Source organism: Pyxidicoccus sp. M6, from assembly GCF_055568925.1.
Genome location: NZ_CM145714.1, coordinates 2,366,421 through 2,381,587 on the forward strand (window position 1 = coordinate 2,366,421; position 15,167 = coordinate 2,381,587).

The 15,167-nt window shown below is 69.5% G+C and carries 13 protein-coding genes; 3 read left to right on the forward strand and 10 right to left on the reverse strand.

All coding sequences use genetic code 11. The annotated features are described in order from the left end of the window. Positions 1-30: 30 nt before the first annotated feature. From ACVTJA_RS09820 to ACVTJA_RS09840, 5 genes are all read right to left on the reverse strand, one after another. Positions 31-1,686 carry a hypothetical protein gene (locus ACVTJA_RS09820; RefSeq protein ID WP_465835853.1) on the reverse strand — a complete coding sequence of 552 codons (1,656 nt, stop codon included), beginning with the start codon at positions 1,684-1,686 and terminating at the stop codon, positions 31-33. Continuing rightward, positions 1,683-2,510: an ABC transporter ATP-binding protein gene (locus ACVTJA_RS09825; protein ID WP_465835855.1), complete on the reverse strand. Its 828-nt coding sequence runs from the start codon at positions 2,508-2,510 to the stop codon at positions 1,683-1,685. Before ACVTJA_RS09825 ends, ACVTJA_RS09820 begins: the two co-directional genes overlap by 4 nt. 79 nt (positions 2,511-2,589) lie before the next feature. Next, complete coding sequence (locus tag ACVTJA_RS09830) at positions 2,590-2,967, reverse strand: response regulator (RefSeq protein WP_163996180.1); 378 nt, start codon at positions 2,965-2,967, stop codon at positions 2,590-2,592. Positions 2,968-3,127: 160 nt separating this feature from the next. Then, positions 3,128-3,997, reverse strand: a complete 870-nt coding sequence (locus ACVTJA_RS09835) for an amidohydrolase family protein (RefSeq protein ID WP_465840349.1) — start codon at positions 3,995-3,997, stop codon at positions 3,128-3,130. A gap of 83 nt (positions 3,998-4,080) precedes the next feature. After that, positions 4,081-4,311, reverse strand: a complete 231-nt coding sequence (locus ACVTJA_RS09840; protein WP_465835857.1) for a hypothetical protein — start codon at positions 4,309-4,311, stop codon at positions 4,081-4,083. Positions 4,312-4,623: 312 nt separating this feature from the next. On the opposite strand from ACVTJA_RS09840, the gene ACVTJA_RS09845 reads away from it, so the two are divergent. Continuing rightward, the gene (locus tag ACVTJA_RS09845) at positions 4,624-4,902 is read left to right on the forward strand and encodes a hypothetical protein (RefSeq protein WP_465835859.1); all 279 of its coding nucleotides are present in this window, start codon (positions 4,624-4,626) and stop codon (positions 4,900-4,902) included. Between the two features lie 112 nt (positions 4,903-5,014). Here ACVTJA_RS09845 and ACVTJA_RS09850 read toward each other — a convergent pair whose 3' ends face one another. From ACVTJA_RS09850 to ggt, 3 genes are all read right to left on the reverse strand, one after another. Next, positions 5,015-7,060, reverse strand: a complete 2,046-nt coding sequence (locus ACVTJA_RS09850; RefSeq protein ID WP_465835861.1) for a M3 family metallopeptidase — start codon at positions 7,058-7,060, stop codon at positions 5,015-5,017. Positions 7,061-7,236: 176 nt separating this feature from the next. After that, a complete protein-coding gene (locus ACVTJA_RS09855) occupies positions 7,237-8,019 on the reverse strand; it encodes a TatD family hydrolase (protein WP_465835863.1) in 783 nt (260 codons plus the stop codon). Positions 8,020-8,023: 4 nt separating this feature from the next. Then, complete coding sequence (gene ggt, locus ACVTJA_RS09860) at positions 8,024-9,793, reverse strand: gamma-glutamyltransferase (RefSeq protein WP_465840351.1); 1,770 nt, start codon at positions 9,791-9,793, stop codon at positions 8,024-8,026. 547 nt (positions 9,794-10,340) lie between these two features. Between ggt and glmU the strand changes: the two genes are divergently transcribed. Both glmU and glmS read left to right on the forward strand, forming a co-directional pair. Then, entirely contained in the window at positions 10,341-11,744 is a 1,404-nt protein-coding gene (gene glmU / locus ACVTJA_RS09865) for a bifunctional UDP-N-acetylglucosamine diphosphorylase/glucosamine-1-phosphate N-acetyltransferase GlmU (protein WP_465835864.1), read from the forward strand. A 105-nt stretch (positions 11,745-11,849) separates the two neighbouring features. Next, the gene (gene glmS, locus ACVTJA_RS09870) at positions 11,850-13,685 is read left to right on the forward strand and encodes a glutamine--fructose-6-phosphate transaminase (isomerizing) (RefSeq protein WP_465835865.1); all 1,836 of its coding nucleotides are present in this window, start codon (positions 11,850-11,852) and stop codon (positions 13,683-13,685) included. A 124-nt stretch (positions 13,686-13,809) separates the two neighbouring features. On the opposite strand, the gene ACVTJA_RS09875 is transcribed toward glmS, so the two are convergent. Together ACVTJA_RS09875 and ACVTJA_RS09880 are read right to left on the reverse strand one after the other, a co-directional pair. Then, the gene (locus ACVTJA_RS09875) at positions 13,810-14,745 is read right to left on the reverse strand and encodes a serine/threonine-protein kinase (protein ID WP_465835866.1); all 936 of its coding nucleotides are present in this window, start codon (positions 14,743-14,745) and stop codon (positions 13,810-13,812) included. Positions 14,746-14,882: 137 nt separating this feature from the next. Further along, entirely contained in the window at positions 14,883-15,167 is a 285-nt protein-coding gene (locus ACVTJA_RS09880) for a hypothetical protein (protein ID WP_465835867.1), read from the reverse strand.

Sequence of the window (15,167 nt, forward strand, 5' to 3'; positions counted from 1 at the left end):
GTCCCACGAGCACGGGGCCGCGGTCTCACGCTATTCGCGTGTCACCGCCTGCAGCACCAGTTCTCGCCGCTGCTCCAGTACCCGCAGCGCCAGGGGCAGCACGAAGCGGTACAGAGCCACATTCAGCGCGGCACACAGCGCAATCATCGCCGCCGTCTGCCACGTGGGCCCGTCCTTGCCCGCGAGCCTCAGCGCCCAGCCGAAGGGCATGCACCCGGCGCTGGCCGCGAAGATGCCGAGCATGGACGCCGTCAGCGGCACCTTGTCCCGTCGCTTCAGGCTCGCGTGGAACTTCACCGGGAAGAACAGCGACAGGAAGTTGCCCGCGGCCAGCAGCATCGGCACCACGGCCGCCACCGCCGCCATGGCGCACAGCATGTCCACCACCGTCCCGAAGCCGAAGTACACGCGGTAGAACAGCGCCACCAGCGCCGCCATGCCGAGCCCCCCCGCGGCCTGCACTCCATTCTTCGCCTTCAGCACGTCCGCCAGGTCCACCGGCGCCGCCAGGAACACGGCGAAGCCCTGCCCGTCATAGCCGAACGTGTTCTGCGAGAAGGTCGACGCAATCACCACCGCGCCGTAGATGCACAGGCCACCCATCAGCCACGCATCCGCGGAGCGGCCCAGCAGGAAGACGAACAAGTCCCTCCCCGACAGCAGCTTCAGCAGAATGGCCAGGATGAAGGGCACCGACGCGAGCAGCCGCGCGCGCGGGTTGCGCCACAAGTCCAGCGCCTCGCGCAGCACCAGCGTGGAGAACCGCGTCCGCGTCCGCGCGAAGGGATTCGAGTCCCCCGACTCCGCGCTCCGTGCCCCCGCGCGCCCCGCCTGCCGGTGGAAGCGCAACAGCAGCGCATACGCCACCGCCATGCCCACCGCCGCGAAGAAGAACAGGCCTCCTGCTTCCATCAACGCAATCCGCCTGCGCCCGAAGGCGAGCTGCCCCAGCCCGTCCCCGAAGAACCCCGGAGGCACCCGTCCCAGCGCCACCGCCGCGTTGATGATGAGCGTCATGTCCATCGCCTCCAGCCCCGCGTCGCCCACCTCCGTCAGCCACGAGGTGTCGATGGGAGGAATGAACGACGCGGCGACGAGGAACGCCACCATGCCCCCGCCCATGATTCGCGCGCTGTGCTTCGCGCGCAGCACGTTGATGACCGCGTACAGCGCCACCCGGCTCCACGCCGCGCACAAGAGCGCGAACAGCACGTACAGCACCACCGCCAGCCACGGCGCGGCCAGCCGATTCACCGACGCATACCCCAGCGCCGCCCCGGTGAGCGGCGCGTAGAACACCAGCGCGCGCGGCTCGAAGAGGCTCGCCACCGTGGAGGCGATGAGCAGCCGATAGGGCGAAATCGGAAACGCCGCGTACCGGCTCAGCTCCGAGTGGTCATCCACGCCCGCCGACAACAGCGGCCACAGCACCCACACCAGGCAGGTGACGAAGCACAGCAGGTTGAGGATGAAGTATGGCCACACGTTGCTGTGCGCGATGAGCTTCATGCGCATCAGCGCGAAGAAGAACAGGCCCAGGAAGAGGCCGGGCGCACTGGACGCGAGGAACACGCCCACCGCGAGCAGCCGGCTCTTCCCCGGCCCCCGGTTGAGCCCGATGTCGAAGCGCAGCCCCCACAGGAGCCACAGGTGCCGCAGGAAGCCGGGCACGGCCGGGCGGCTCATGCGGACTCCCGGCGTGGCACCACGGCGGCCGCGGCCTCGGGCGCGTCCCCGTAGAAGGACAGGCGCGCGTTGCGCGAGGCCGGCACGGCGATGAGCTTCTCGAACACCGCCTCCAGCGAGGGACAGTCGTAGCGCTCCAGCAGCGTCCCCACCGGCCCCTGGTCCAGCGTGTGCCCGCCTCGGATGATGCCCGCGTGCGTGGCCAGCCGCTCCGCGATTTCCAACACGTGCGTCGTGAGCAGCAACGTCACCCCGCGCCGGCTCAACTCGCGCAACAGCTCGCGGATGACTCCGGCCGCGAGCACGTCGATGCCCTCGAAGGGCTCGTCCAGCAGCACCAGTTCGGGCGCATGGATGAGCGCCGCGGCGATGGCCAGCCTCCGGCGCATGCCCTTGGAGTACTCCGCCACCAGCGCGCCGGCCTTGTATGTGAGCTCCGTCAGCTCCAGCAGCTCCGTGGCGCGCGCGGCGGCCTCGTCACCGTCGAGCCCGTACATGCGAGCACAGAACGTGAGGTACTGCCGGCCGGTGAGCCGCTCGAAGAGGCTCAATTCCTCCGGCACCACGCCCACGCGCCGCTTCACCTCCAGCGGCTTCGTCACCGCGTCCACACCCAGCATGCGGATGGTGCCCGCGTCCGGGCCGTACACGCCCGTCAGCAGCGCGATGCTCGTGGACTTGCCGGCTCCGTTGGGCCCCAGGTACGCGTAGAAGGCGCCACGGGGAATCTGCAAATCCAAGCCGTTGAGCGCGGTGAAGCCGCCGAAGCGTTTGACGAGCCCACGGGCATCGACGGCCAGTTCATCGGAGGAGGGGGGCGACATGAAGTGCCCAGCATCACACCCGAGCCCGGCACTCCGGTACAGCCCCCATCGGACAACGGACGGATGGGCTTGTCGCCACTCAGTGGACGAACGCCATCTCCGGCGGGCCGGCGATCTGCTGCACCGTCATCCGCACCTTGTCGAGGTCCACCGGCTTGGAGATGTAGCCGGCGGCGCCCACCAGCTCGGCCTCCCACTCGAAGCCGTAGCCGGAGATGATGATGATGGGCAGGCCGCGCGCTCGAGGCATCTTCTTCAGCGCGTCCAGCAGCCCCCAGCCGCTCATGACAGGCATCCGAAGGTCCAGCAGCACCGCCGAGGGCATGTCGCCCTCCAGCAGGTCCAGCGCCTCGCGGCCATTGGCCGCCTGAACCGTTCGGTAGCCCATCTCCTCGAGGGCATCGCAGATGAGCGTGCGGTGACTCGCGTCGTCATCGACGACCAGGATGTGGGACATGGCAGGGCCTCAGGGGAGCAGCGGCGCTCGGACCGCGAAATTCTATGGGGGGGAAGATGCGAACTCCCATTCCATTCCGGAAGGGGCTCCGCCACTTTTCAACAGCCAACGTGGGGCGTGAAAGGACTTGCTCCAGGTCTCTTCGGACACGCCGCGCGTCTCATTCCCCATACAAGCGGAGTGCGTTCTGACCCAGGACGCCCGCCAGGGTCTCGTCACCCAGCTTCAAGCCGAGCAGCGTCTTGAGCTCGCGGTCCCACGCGTAGGGGATGTTGGGAAAGTCCGTCCCGTAGAGGACGCGCTCGGGCCGGACTTGAAGTGCCCCGCGGGGCAGGGGGACGGGGAAGTAGCCGGCCACCGTCATGGTGGTGTCCAGCCAGAGGTTGTCGTGCCGTTCGAGCAGGCGCGCGTACGCGTCGAACTCGTCCGCCCCCAGGTGGGGGATGCAGAGCTTCAGCGTGGGATGGTCCTTCAGCACGCGCTCCACGCGCTCGGCGCCGCAGAGGGCGTACGTGTCGCATTTGTAGTTCGGGCTCGAAGGCTCGCGGCCGGCATGCATGACGAGCGGCCGTCCCGCCCTCGCGCACGCGGCATAGATTTCGTGCAGCTCCGGCGCGTCCGGCGCGAAGCACTGCACATGGCAGTGCAGCTTCACGCCGCGCAGCCCGAGGGCGAAGGCCTCTTCGAGAATCGACACGGCCCCCTCCTCGCCGGGCAGCACCGTGGCCAGCCCCAGCACGCGGGGCTCGGCGCGGGCGACTTCCGCCACGTACGCGTTGAGGGCGCGCGCCATGCCCGGCCGGTGGGCGTAGTGGAGCGCCACCACCCGGCTCACTCCTCGTGACAGGAGGAAGGACACCACCTCGGGCGTGTGCAGCTTGTAGCGGATGGGCCAGCCGTAGTGGTCGAACCAGCGCCACACCGCCTCGAAGACGCGGTCCGGGAAGAGGTGCACGTGCGCGTCCACCACCGGGGGAAGCCCCGAGGGCAGGCGCAGACCTTCTTCATCCGCGAGCGCGGGCATGGGCATGTTGATGCCCTTGTCCCGCCACGTGGGCGAGTGGACGAGGCACGGCTCGGGAGCGTCAGTGGGCGGGAGCACGGAAGGAATGACTATTCCTTCTTGGAGCCGCCGTCCCGTCCTTCGACATCCGTCCGCCGCAGGTACGTGTTGTGCGAGTACCCCTGGCGGGCCAGCCGCTGCGACTCGATGGCGTCCGCGACCTTGCTGCACACCTGACCGAGCATGCGCAGGGACTCGGCCAGCAGTCGCTCCGCGTGGTCCTGCGCGTCGGCGGCCTGGATGGTGGTGCGCTCTTTGCGGAACAGCCCGGGCAACTTCATCCCGGGCAATTTAAGGGACGTGCCCGCCACATGCCACCAGCCTCCGGGCTTCCTCCCCGCCGCGCGGCCGACCTCCGTGGGCCCCTGCGTTGATCCGCGAGTCCCACCCGGGAGGCTGCTTGACTGCGTTGACAGCGCCGAAAATTTACACTTTTGAGCAGTCACCGCTGACCTGGCCCCTGGCTGGCCCCGGAAGCGTCGTGCAAGCGACTGGATTCCCAGGAGATTGACGAATTTTCAAGAGGGGGGATGACACGGAGTTAATTCGTTCCTACATTGGGGACCGTTGGATTTACGGCAGAGGAGCTGCGCATGGCTTACGACGGCGAGCTGGTGAAGATGGAGAACGGTCGCTGGGCGCGGTTCCAGCGGTGCCAGGTGTATCGCCCCGGCGTCGAGGACGCGGGCGAGACGATGCTGCTGATCGCGGTGGAGCTGGAGGAGCGTTACCAGCAGCTGCTCGATGGCGCGGCGGATTCGCTGGCCCAGTACCGGTTCCAGGGCGTGCCCGTTCAGGTTCGGCTGGACCCCGACGCGCAGGGCATCACCCTGCAGCCCGAGGCGTCCATGGCCGCACCCGCGGTGCACTAGCCCCCGCACTCCGCGTTCGCGGAGCTGACAGGGATTGACGGATTCACAACACTCGGGGCCTCGCGATTCACATCGCGGGGCCCCGTGCTTTTACAGCCCCTGGCGTGGGGCGTCAGGCGCCGTCCAGCCAGCGGGTGTAGGCGCCGAAGCCGTAGTCGCGGCCGAGGAAGTCCCTCACCAGGTCGGCCGCGTCCTTGGAGCCTCCCGGCCCCAGCACGGCGTCCCGGTAGCGCCGCGCGGTGGTGGGGTCCATCAGCCCGTGCTGCTGGAAGGGCGTGAGCAAGTCGCGCGCGATGACGAGCGACCAGAGGTACGCGTAGTACGCGGATGAGTAGTAGCCGTCGAGCTGGGTGAAGGAGAGGTGGACGTACGAGTCGCTCGCGGCGCGGAAGGGCATGTAGCGCTCCTGCAGCGCATTCACGCGCGTGGTGGTGTCCAGGCCGGCCGGGTCCGCGGTGTGGAGCTGGAGGCTGACGGCGGCGTAGAAGAGCTGCTGGCGCAGCCACAGCCCCTTGCCGAACGCGTCCGCGCGGCGCATGCGGGCGATGGTGTCCGCGGGCAGCGGCTCGCCGGTGACGAAGTGCCGCGCGAAGAGCTGCAGGGACTCGGGGCGCCAGGCCCACTCCTCCAGCACCTGCGCGGGGGCCTCCACGAAGTCGCGCTCGGTGCGCGAGCCGGACAGCCCGGCCCAGCGCGTGCGGCCGCCGAGGATGTGGTGCAGGAGGTGGCCGAACTCGTGGAAGAAGGTGCGCACCTCGCTGTGCTGGAGCAGGGCGGGGTGGGCGCCGGGCCGGGGGAAGTTGCACATCAGCACCGCCTCCGGAAGCGAGCGGCCGGCGCGGCCCGTGGCCAAATCCCACTGCGCCGCGTGCGTGAGCTTGTCGGGCCTGGGGTGCATGTCCAGGTAGAAGCGGCCCAGGCGCGTGCCGCCTTCGTAGACGTCCCAGGCCTCCACGTCCGGGTGCCACACGGGCGCGTCCTTCACCTGACGGTACGTGAGGCCGAAGAGGCGCGAGGTGATGTCCAGCAGGCCCTGCTTCACGCGGGTGTACTCGAAGTAGCCGCGCACCTCGCGTGAGTCGAAGTGGTACTGCTCGGCGCGCACGCGGTCCTCGAGGTACGCCTGCTCCCAGGGCTCCACCTCGGTGGCGCCGGGCACGTCCTTGCGCTTGCGCTCCAGTAGCGCGGCGTAGTCGTCCTTCGCGCGTCCGGCGGCGGCGGCGGAGAGGCGCTCGATGAAGTCCGCGGCGGCCTGGGGCCCGCGCACCATCTTGTCCTCGGAGGCGTACGCGGCCCAGTTGGGGTAGCCCAACAGCGTGGCCAGCGCGTGGCGGGCCTGGAGCAGGCGCGACAGCGTCTCGAGATTCTCCGGGTAGCCGCGCTGCCGGTTGACGCGCCACAGGGCCTCGCGCGCCGCGCCGTTGCGGGAGTACGCCATGAAGGGCAGGTAGTCTGGCGTCTCGGTGGTGATGCGCACGCGGCCCTCCGGCCCGGGCGGGTGCGCACGCTCGTAGTCCTCGGGCAGGCCCTCCAGCGCCTCGGGGGCCACGTCCACGTGCCGCACGTCCTCCTGGATGTGGCGGCCGAACTCCTGGCCCAGCCACGTGAGCTGCTCGTGCAAGCCACGCAGCTTCTGGCGCGTGGCCGCGTCGCGGTCCACGCCCTCGCGCCGGAAGTCGCGCAGCACCCGCGCCACCCAGCGCCGCGTGGGCGCGTCCTGTCCGTTCAGCTTCAGCGAGGCCAGCGCCGCGTAGAGGCGGTCGTCGAGCGAGATGTCGGTGCGCGCCGCCTCCACCTGCTGCTCGCACGTGCGGCCCGCCTCGCGGAAGGCCGCGTCCGGGTGCGCGTTGGCGGCGATTCCCGAGCGCGACACCGCGTCATCCATCAGCGCGATGGCGTCGTCATACGCGGTGAGGGCCGACACCGTGTCGCGAGGCGCGCGCTGCGCCACGAGCCACTCCACGCGCGAGCGCGCCTGTTGGATGTCGTGCAGGCAGGCTTCGAGGAAACGCTCGGGCGTGGTGGCGAGATGGCGCCCCGCGTCGGGCTCCGGCGGCGCGGCCTCGGTGGCGAGGGACGGCGCGGGGCTTGGGAGGTTGGCGTGGCCGGCGCACCCCGCGAGCGCGAAGGTGACGATGATGACAAGCGTGAGGTGCAAGTGCCCTCCCTGAGCAGGGAGTTGGGGCAACGGGTGGAGGTTGGGGCTATTTCCGCTGCTGCTCTTCCTGAAAGGACGACGAGCGCGCCGTTTCATCGAAAAAATACGCGCAGGGCGGTAATCACCCAGTCAGCTCTCTGGCTGTAAGAAGGTGGAGCGAGCAGGCAGACAGACGCTCAGCCGCCCACCTGGAAGAAGCGGACGGCGTTCTCTCGAGCGACGCGGCGCACGATGCGCTCGGAGAGGTTGGCCTTGGCGAGCAGGTTGGCGAGGCGCGCCAGGCCGAGGATGTCGCCCGCGCCGTCGCCGGCGTCGGAGTTGAGCACCAGCCGCTCGCTGCCGAGCCGCCGCACCACCGCCACCGCGCGCTCGGCCTTGAGCGCTTCCGGGTGCAGCGTCAGCCCCGCCCAGTGGCCCACCTCGAGGATGGTGCGCACGGTGCGCGCGTTGGCGTGGTCCACCAGCACGCGCGAGGCCAGCACGCCGGACTGGCGCAGTAGCGTGAGGATGCGCCGTGTGTGGCGCTCCTTGTCCTCCGTGGGCGTGTGCACCACCACGCGCAGCTTGAGGCTGCGCGCCAGCGCGAGCTGCTCCAGGAAGGCTTCCTCCTCTTCCTCGCCGCCCGAGTGCAGCCCCGTCTCACCCAGTGCCACCACGCGGCCGCCCTGGAAGTAGTCGGGCAGCGCGGAGAGGACTTCCGACAGGCCGCGCCGGGGGATGCAGCGCGGGTGCACGCCGAGCGCGGCGTACGCGCGGATGCCCACGCGCTCCAGCCGGGGAAGCTGCCGCTCCACCAAATCATCGAAGTGGCGCAGCAGCGCCTTGGACGTGGGCTCCGGGAAGTGGTGCGCCACCACCAGCGCCCGCTCCACCCCGAAGAAGCGCATCGACTCCAGGTCCTGGTCGCTCAGGCCCTCGGGGTGCAGGTGCGCGTCGAAGATGGGGACGGGCTCCGGCAAGGCGTCAGTCCTGTCCCAGGGCCATGCCCTCGTTGCGTGGGTCGCTCGCGGAGTAGCGCAGGCCCGTCTTCGGGTCGCTGAACACCGCCTCCGCGTCGCCCCACTGGTCCACCCGGCGGACCTTGTGCCCCTTCGCCTCCAGCACGGACAGCGTCGCCGGCTCCAGGCCCCACTTGTCCACCCAGAGCTCGTCCGGCAGGTACTGGTGATGCACGCGGCCCTCGTTCACCGCGCGCGCCACGTCCATGCCGCTGTCCACCACGTGGCTGATGACCTGGATGACGGTGGTGGGAATGGTGGAGCCGCCCGGGCTGCCCACCGCGAGCATCACCTTCTTCGGGTCCTCCTTGGAGAACACCAGCGTGGGGGACATGGAGGACTGCGGCACCTTGCCGGGCTGAATCGCGTTGGGCTCGCCGGTGACGAGGCCATACGCGTTGGGCACGCCGGGCTGCGCGGCGAAGTCGTCCATCTCGTCGTTGAGCAGCACGCCGGTGCCCTTCGCCACCACGCACGAGCCGAAGCCGTAGTTGACCGTGGTCGTCATGGCCACCGCGTTGCCGTCCTTGTCGATGACGGAGATGTGCGTGGTGTTCTTCCGCTCCGGCTCGGGCGTGAGCACCGCGGGCTTGTCCGTCAGCGTGGAGCCCTGCGCGCCCGGCACCGGCGGCAGCAGCGAGGCGCTGGCCGTGGCCTTCTTCGGGTCGATGGAGCCCGCCAGGTCCGCGATGTGGCCCGGGGACACCAGCCGCGCGGTGGGCACGTCCGAGAAGTCCGGGTCACCCAGGTACTTCGCCCGGTCCACGTACGCGCGGCGCACCGCCTCCACGTAGAGGTGCAGCGCCTCCGCGTCCCGGAAGGCCATGCCCTGCGGGCGCAGCTTCTCCAGCGCGCCCAGGACTTGAAGGACCGCCACGCCGCCCGCGCTCGGCGGCGGCATGGTGAGGATGCGGTGGCCGCGGTAGCTGCCCTCCAGCGGCTGGCGCGGGCGCGTCTTGTACGCGGCCAAATCCTCCACCGTGACAACGCCGCCGCCGGCCTGCACCGTGTCGGCGATGGCCTTGGCGACGGGGCCCGAATAGAAGGCCTTCACGCCGCCCCTGGCGATGCCGCCCAGCGTGCGCGCCAGGTCCGGCTGCTTGATGACGTGTCCCAGCGGCGGCATCTCGTACTCGCCCTGCGCGTTCTTCACCAGGAACACGCGCGAGGCCTCCGCGTCACGGCGCAGGCACTCCAGGCGTCCCGCGCCCATGGTGAGGTAGCGCGGCGTCACCCAGATGCCCTTCTTCGCGGCGGCGATGGCCGGCGCCAGCACGACGGACGGAGGCAGCTTCCCGTGCTCCTTCAGGAGCTGGAGGTAGCCCGCCACCGCGCCCGGCACGGCCACCGCGAGCGGGCCGTCCGTGGACAGGCCCGGCACCACCTTGCCGTCCTTCATGTACATGTCGCGCGAGGCGCCCTTCGGAGCCACCTCGCGGAAGTCGAGCACCTTCGTCTCGCCCGTCTTCCCGTCGTGCACCAGCGCGAAGCCGCCGCCGCCGATGCCCGAGTGGTACGGCCCCACCACCGCCGCGACGAAGGCCGCCGCCACCGCCGCGTCCGCGGCGTTGCCGCCCTTCTCCAGCATCTCCAACGCCGCGGCGCTGGCCTGCGGGTACGCCGTGGCCACCGCGCCACCGCGATACGGGCGCGCCGCGTGCGCCACACACGCCAGGAGCACCACCGTCACCGCCAGACACCGTGATGCCAGGCGCCGCGGAGCCGGACGCCGCATGGAGGCACCGCGTGCCGTCATCACTCCCACCCACGCGCCGGGGCGCGAGGCTTCACTCCTGAAGCTCGTGTCCTTCACCGGTCCAGCCTCCTCGCGGCGCGTGAATATCCCAGCCTGGCCTTCGTTCTGGGTAATGTGTTACCCAGGGGACAGAAACCCACCCTGCGGGGATGGGACTCCGGAGCGCCTGACGGACTACAGGACTCTCGGTATGCACGAACCTGCTTCCCAGAACCAGGGTTTCAGCAAGACAGTATTTTTTCTCTTGGATTGTGTCCGGATTGGGTGCATCCTTCCTTCATCGATATGAGCCGTCATCGGGGGAGCGTATGAGCACGCCAGTCGCGCCCGAGAAAAAGACACCACCCGGGTCCATTCAGCCCTCGGGGGAGTTGACGGTCTTCCTGAAGCCCAGCTTCGGGATTTCCGTGCAGAGCAACTCGCTGAGTGTGGCCGTCAGTGCCCGGCCCCCTCCGGTTGACACCGCGGAAGAGACTCCTGCGGGTGCGGTTGACGAGTCGATTCCCTGTCCCTAATTCTCCGCCGCATGACAGCTCTGGCGGCGGTGGTGCTGTGCGCGGGCAAGGGCACGCGGATGAAGTCGGAGAAGGCGAAGGTCCTTCATCCCATCCTCGGAAGGCCCCTCTGCGCGTATCCCCTCAATCGGGCCCTCGAACTGGGCGCCACCACGGTGGTGCCGGTGGTGGGTCACCAGGCCGAGGCCGTGGAGAAGACGGTCCGCGCCTTCTTCCCGGATGCCCCGCTGCGCTTCGCGCTGCAGCGTGAGCAGCGCGGCACCGCGGACGCGGTGCGCTCCGCCGAAGAGGCCCTGAAGGGGTACTCCGGCCGCGTCCTCATCCTCTATGGCGACGTGCCGCTCCTGCGCCGCGAGACGCTGCGGGCGCTCATCGCCGCGCACGACAAGGCCGGCGGTCCGCTGGCGCTCGTGTCCACCGTGTTGGAGGACCCCACCGGCTACGGCCGCGTCATCCGCGAGGGTGGCAAGGTGGCGCGCATCGTCGAGCACAAGGACGCCACGCCGGAGCAGCGCAACGTCCGCGAGTGCAACGCGGGCATCTACACCGTCGACGCGGACTTCCTCTGGAAGGCGCTGGCGGAAATCAAGCCGGCCAACGCGCAGGGCGAGTACTACCTCACGGACCTCGTGGAGATGGCCGCGAAGCTGGGCCCCGTGGCTTCCATCGAAGCGGATGCCACGGAGACGGCCGGCGTGAATGACCGCGTGGAGTTGGCGGCACGCGCCCGCGTCCTCCAGCAGCGCATCAACGAGGCGCACATGCGCGCGGGCGTGTCCATCCAGGACCCGGCCACGGCCTACATCGAGGAAGGCGTCGTCATCGGCGCGGACACCGAGGTGGCCCCCGGGGTGACGCTCTCCTCGGGCACCATCATCGGCAAGGGCGTCACCATTGGTCAGGGCAGCGTCATCACCGCCTCCACCGTGGCGGACGGCACCGTCATCAAGCCCTACTCCGTGCTGGAGGAGGCCAAGGTGGGCGAGCGGAACGTCATCGGCCCGTTCGCCCGTCTGCGCCCGGGCACGGAGCTGGCCGAGGATGTGCATCTGGGCAACTTCGTGGAGACGAAGAAGGCGCAGATCGGCAAGGGCTCCAAGGCCAACCACCTGACGTACCTGGGCGACGCGAAGATTGGCGCCGGGTGCAACGTCGGGGCGGGGACCATCACCTGTAACTATGACGGGGTGAACAAGCACGTCACGGAGCTGGGGGATGGCGTCTTCATCGGCTCGGACACCCAGCTGGTGGCGCCGGTGAAGGTCGGTGACGGTGCGTATGTCGGCGCGGGCACCACCGTGACGAAAAATGTGCCTCCGGGGAGCCTCGCTGTGTCACGGACGCCACAGGTCACCAAGGATGGCTGGGTGGTTGCGAAGAAGGCGCGTAGAGAGACGAAGCCCGGGAAGGGCTGATCGGCGCGGCTCTTGCTTGGTGGGCAGCCAGAGAACTGCCCATACTGGTTGTAGGGGAATGCCCCGGATTGCTCTGGCGGGCGTGGGCGTGAGAGAGAGGTCGATATGTGCGGGATTGTTGGTTACGTCGGTGACAAGGAATCTGCCCCCATCCTCGTGTCCGGGCTGAAGAAGCTCGAGTACCGGGGATATGACTCGGCGGGTGTCGCGGTGGTGAGCCGCAACCAGCTCAACGTGGTGCGCGCCACGGGCAAGCTGCGCAACCTCGAGAACCGGGTGGTGGCGGACCAGCCGCAGGGCACCATCGGTATCGGTCACACGCGGTGGGCCACGCACGGGCGCCCGTCCGACGAGAACGCCCATCCGCACACGTACAGGAACGTGGCGGTGGTGCACAACGGCATCATCGAGAACCACCTCGCGCTGAAGGAGGAGCTGCGCTCGCGCGGGCACGTCTTCTCCTCGGAGACGGACACCGAGGTGTTCGCCCACCTCATCGCCGAAGAGCTGGACCGCGGCCTGGAATTGCCGGAGGCGGTGCGCGCGGCGATTGACCACGTGAAGGGCACCTACGCCCTGGCGGTGGTCTCCGCGAAGGACCCGAACCGCATCGTCTGCACGAAGAACGCGTCCCCCATGGTGCTGGGCCTGGGCCAGGGGCAGAACTTCATCGCCAGCGACGTGCCGGCGGTGCTCGAGCACACGCGCGACATCGTCTACATGGAGGAGGGTGACCTCGCCGTCGTCACCGCCGCGAAGGTCGACATCTTCAACCGCCAGGGCCAGCCGGTGAACCGGGCCACGCGCCGCATCGACTGGACGCCGATGATGGCGGAGAAGGGCGGCCACAAGCACTTCATGCACAAGGAGATCTTCGAGCAGCCTCGCGCCGTCGGCGACACGCTGCGCGGCCGGATGCTCCTGTCCGAGGGCGACGTCCACTTCGAGGGTTGGAACCTCTCCCCGGAGAAGGTCCGCTCGCTGACGAAGATTACGATTCTGGCCTGCGGCACCTCGTGGCACTCCGGCGTCGCCGGCAAGCACATGATTGAGTCGCTGGCGCGCCTGCCCGTCGAGGTGGAGCTGGCCAGCGAGTTCCGCTACCGCGACCCCATCGTCGACCCCACGCACCTGGCCATCGCCATCAGCCAGTCCGGTGAGACGGCGGACACGCTGGCGGCCTTCAAGGAGGCCAAGGCGCGCGGCGCCACGGCCATGGCCATCTGCAACGTCATCGGCAGCGCCATGACTCGCGAGGCCGAGTTCTCCGTGCTCACCAACGCGGGCCCGGAGATTGGCGTGGCGTCCACCAAGGCGTTCACCACGCAGCTCGTCGCGCTCTACCTGCTCGCGGTGAAGCTGGGCCGCATGCGCGGCACCCTCACCGTCCAGGCGGCGCAGGAGCACCTGACGCACCTGACGCAGATTCCGAAGATGATTGAGGACGTCCTCAAGTGCGAGCCGCAGGTGAAGCGCGTCGCGCGAGAGTTCATGAACTCGCAGGACTTCCTCTTCCTCGGCCGTGGCCCCATGCACCCGGTGGCGCTGGAGGGCGCGCTGAAGCTGAAGGAAATCTCGTACATCCACGCGGAGGGCTACGCGGGCGGAGAGATGAAGCACGGCCCGATTGCCCTCATCGACGAGAAGATGCCGGTGGTGGTGATTGCGCCGAAGCAGCCGCACGTCGCCTACGAGAAGATCATCGGCAACATCGAGGAGGTCCGCGCGCGCGGCGGCAAGGTCATCGCCGTCATCGACGAGGACGACACGCATGTCTCCACGCTGGCGGACCACGTCATCCGGATTCCGGCGGCCTGCGCGCTGCTGGCGCCGGTGGTGGCCACCATTCCGCTGCAGCTCCTCGCCTACCACGTGGCGGAGATGCGCGGGAATGACGTGGACCAGCCGCGCAACCTCGCCAAGAGCGTGACGGTGGAGTAGCCGCCGCGCCTTCCGAGCGAAGGTGATTCCACGAGCCCGGGTTCCCCGCGAGGGGGCCCGGGCTTCGTCGTTTCAGCGGATGTGCTGGAGCCCGATTGCCGCGAGGGGCCCGGGCTTCGTCGTCTCAGCCGATGAGGCCGAGCACGTCCGCGAGCCAGCGGCGGACTTCCGCGCGCGTGAGCTCCTGTCCCGAGTCGAGGGACCAGGTGAGGAGCGCGCCGGCGAGCTCGCCCGCGGTGTGGTAGCGGCTGACCACGTCCGGTGCCAGGGCCTTGCGGAGGATGGCCGCCAGCCCCCTATCCAACGTGTCCGGCAGGTGGAGCCGCGCGGCGCGGATGGCGTTCATCACCACCTTCGGGTCTGTCTCCTCGCGACGGAAGGGGTGCCGGCCCAGCAGCAATTCGTGGAGGACGATGCCCACGGCGAAGACGTCCGAGGCGGGCGTGAGCGGCTCGCCGCGCGTCTGCTCCGGCGAGAGGTAGTGCAGCTTGCCCGCGGCCACGCCATCCGCCGGGCCGATGTCCGCGCCCCGCGCCTTGGCCACGCCGAAGTCGCCCACCTTCACGTCGCCTTCGCCGGAGAAGAAGATGTTGGCGGGGTTGATGTCGCCGTGCACGAGCTCCAGCGGCCGGCCGCTGCGCGTGCGCGCCTGGTGGAAGTAGGCAAGGCCGCGCAGCACCTCGATGCCCACGTGCGCGGCGAGGCCGTGCGGGAAGGGCCGGCGCTGCTGCTGCAGGGCGCGCATCAGCCCGCCCAGGTCCCCACCCACCAGCAACTCCATGGCGATGAAGGGGCGCCCGAAGGCCTCGCCCACCTCGAGCCGCTGCACGAGGTTGGGGTGCTCCAGGAGGCCCATGAGGTCCGCCTCGTCGGCGAACACCTCCGCGGGCACCTCCTTGCGCATGAACTTGAGCGCCACGCTGAAGGGCTGGCCGCGCACGTCCACCGCGTCCGCGAGGAACACCTCGGCCATGCCTCCCGAGCCGAGACGGCTGCGCAGTTGGTACTGGCCGAAGCGGCGGGAGGGCACCTCGACGGGGCGGGGGACCGCGACGTGCATGGACGGCAGTGTACCTCGAAGCCGTCGCGCGTCACCCGCCCCCCACTCGGATGCATGGGCCTGGAGGGTGGTTGGGAGGCGGGTGCGCGCAATTCGGTTACACCATTCCGCCGAACGTGGACGGAGGTGCGGGAGGCTCACTCCTCCTGGCTGAGCTCCAGGAGCAAGTCGAGGTCCTCCGTCGTGTCCAGGCTCTCCAGCAGCTCCAGGTTCTCCACCACCTCCTGGTCCTCATCGGTGAGCGTGGTGCGGGAGCGCGGAGCGTCCTTCGGCGAAGGTGGCTGGGTGGGAATGGACGGGGGCGGAGGAGGAGGCTTCGACTCCTGCGCGGCGGCGGGGAGCGCTCCCAGCAGCAGGGCGAGCAGGAACAGGGGGAGAACCCGGGCCAGCATCGCCGCGCCGCGCGCCGGGAGCGCCGTCAC

Bases quoted from the DNA above. Each gene is read 5' to 3' on its own strand.
- ACVTJA_RS09825 (WP_465835855.1), bottom strand. From the start codon at position 2,510: ATGTCGCCCCCCTCCTCCGATGAACTGGCCGTCGATGCCCGTGGGCTC.
- ACVTJA_RS09845 (WP_465835859.1), top strand. From the start codon at position 4,624: ATGGCTTACGACGGCGAGCTGGTGAAGATGGAGAACGGTCGCTGGGCG.
- ACVTJA_RS09830 (WP_163996180.1), bottom strand. From the start codon at position 2,967: ATGTCCCACATCCTGGTCGTCGATGACGACGCGAGTCACCGCACGCTC.
- ACVTJA_RS09875 (WP_465835866.1), bottom strand. From the start codon at position 14,745: ATGCACGTCGCGGTCCCCCGCCCCGTCGAGGTGCCCTCCCGCCGCTTC.
- glmU (WP_465835864.1), top strand. From the start codon at position 10,341: ATGACAGCTCTGGCGGCGGTGGTGCTGTGCGCGGGCAAGGGCACGCGG.
- ACVTJA_RS09820 (WP_465835853.1), bottom strand. From the start codon at position 1,686: ATGAGCCGCCCGGCCGTGCCCGGCTTCCTGCGGCACCTGTGGCTCCTG.
- ACVTJA_RS09840 (WP_465835857.1), bottom strand. From the start codon at position 4,311: ATGAAGTTGCCCGGGCTGTTCCGCAAAGAGCGCACCACCATCCAGGCC.
- ggt (WP_465840351.1), bottom strand. From the start codon at position 9,793: ATGCGGCGTCCGGCTCCGCGGCGCCTGGCATCACGGTGTCTGGCGGTG.
- glmS (WP_465835865.1), top strand. From the start codon at position 11,850: ATGTGCGGGATTGTTGGTTACGTCGGTGACAAGGAATCTGCCCCCATC.
- ACVTJA_RS09835 (WP_465840349.1), bottom strand. From the start codon at position 3,997: ATGCCCATGCCCGCGCTCGCGGATGAAGAAGGTCTGCGCCTGCCCTCG.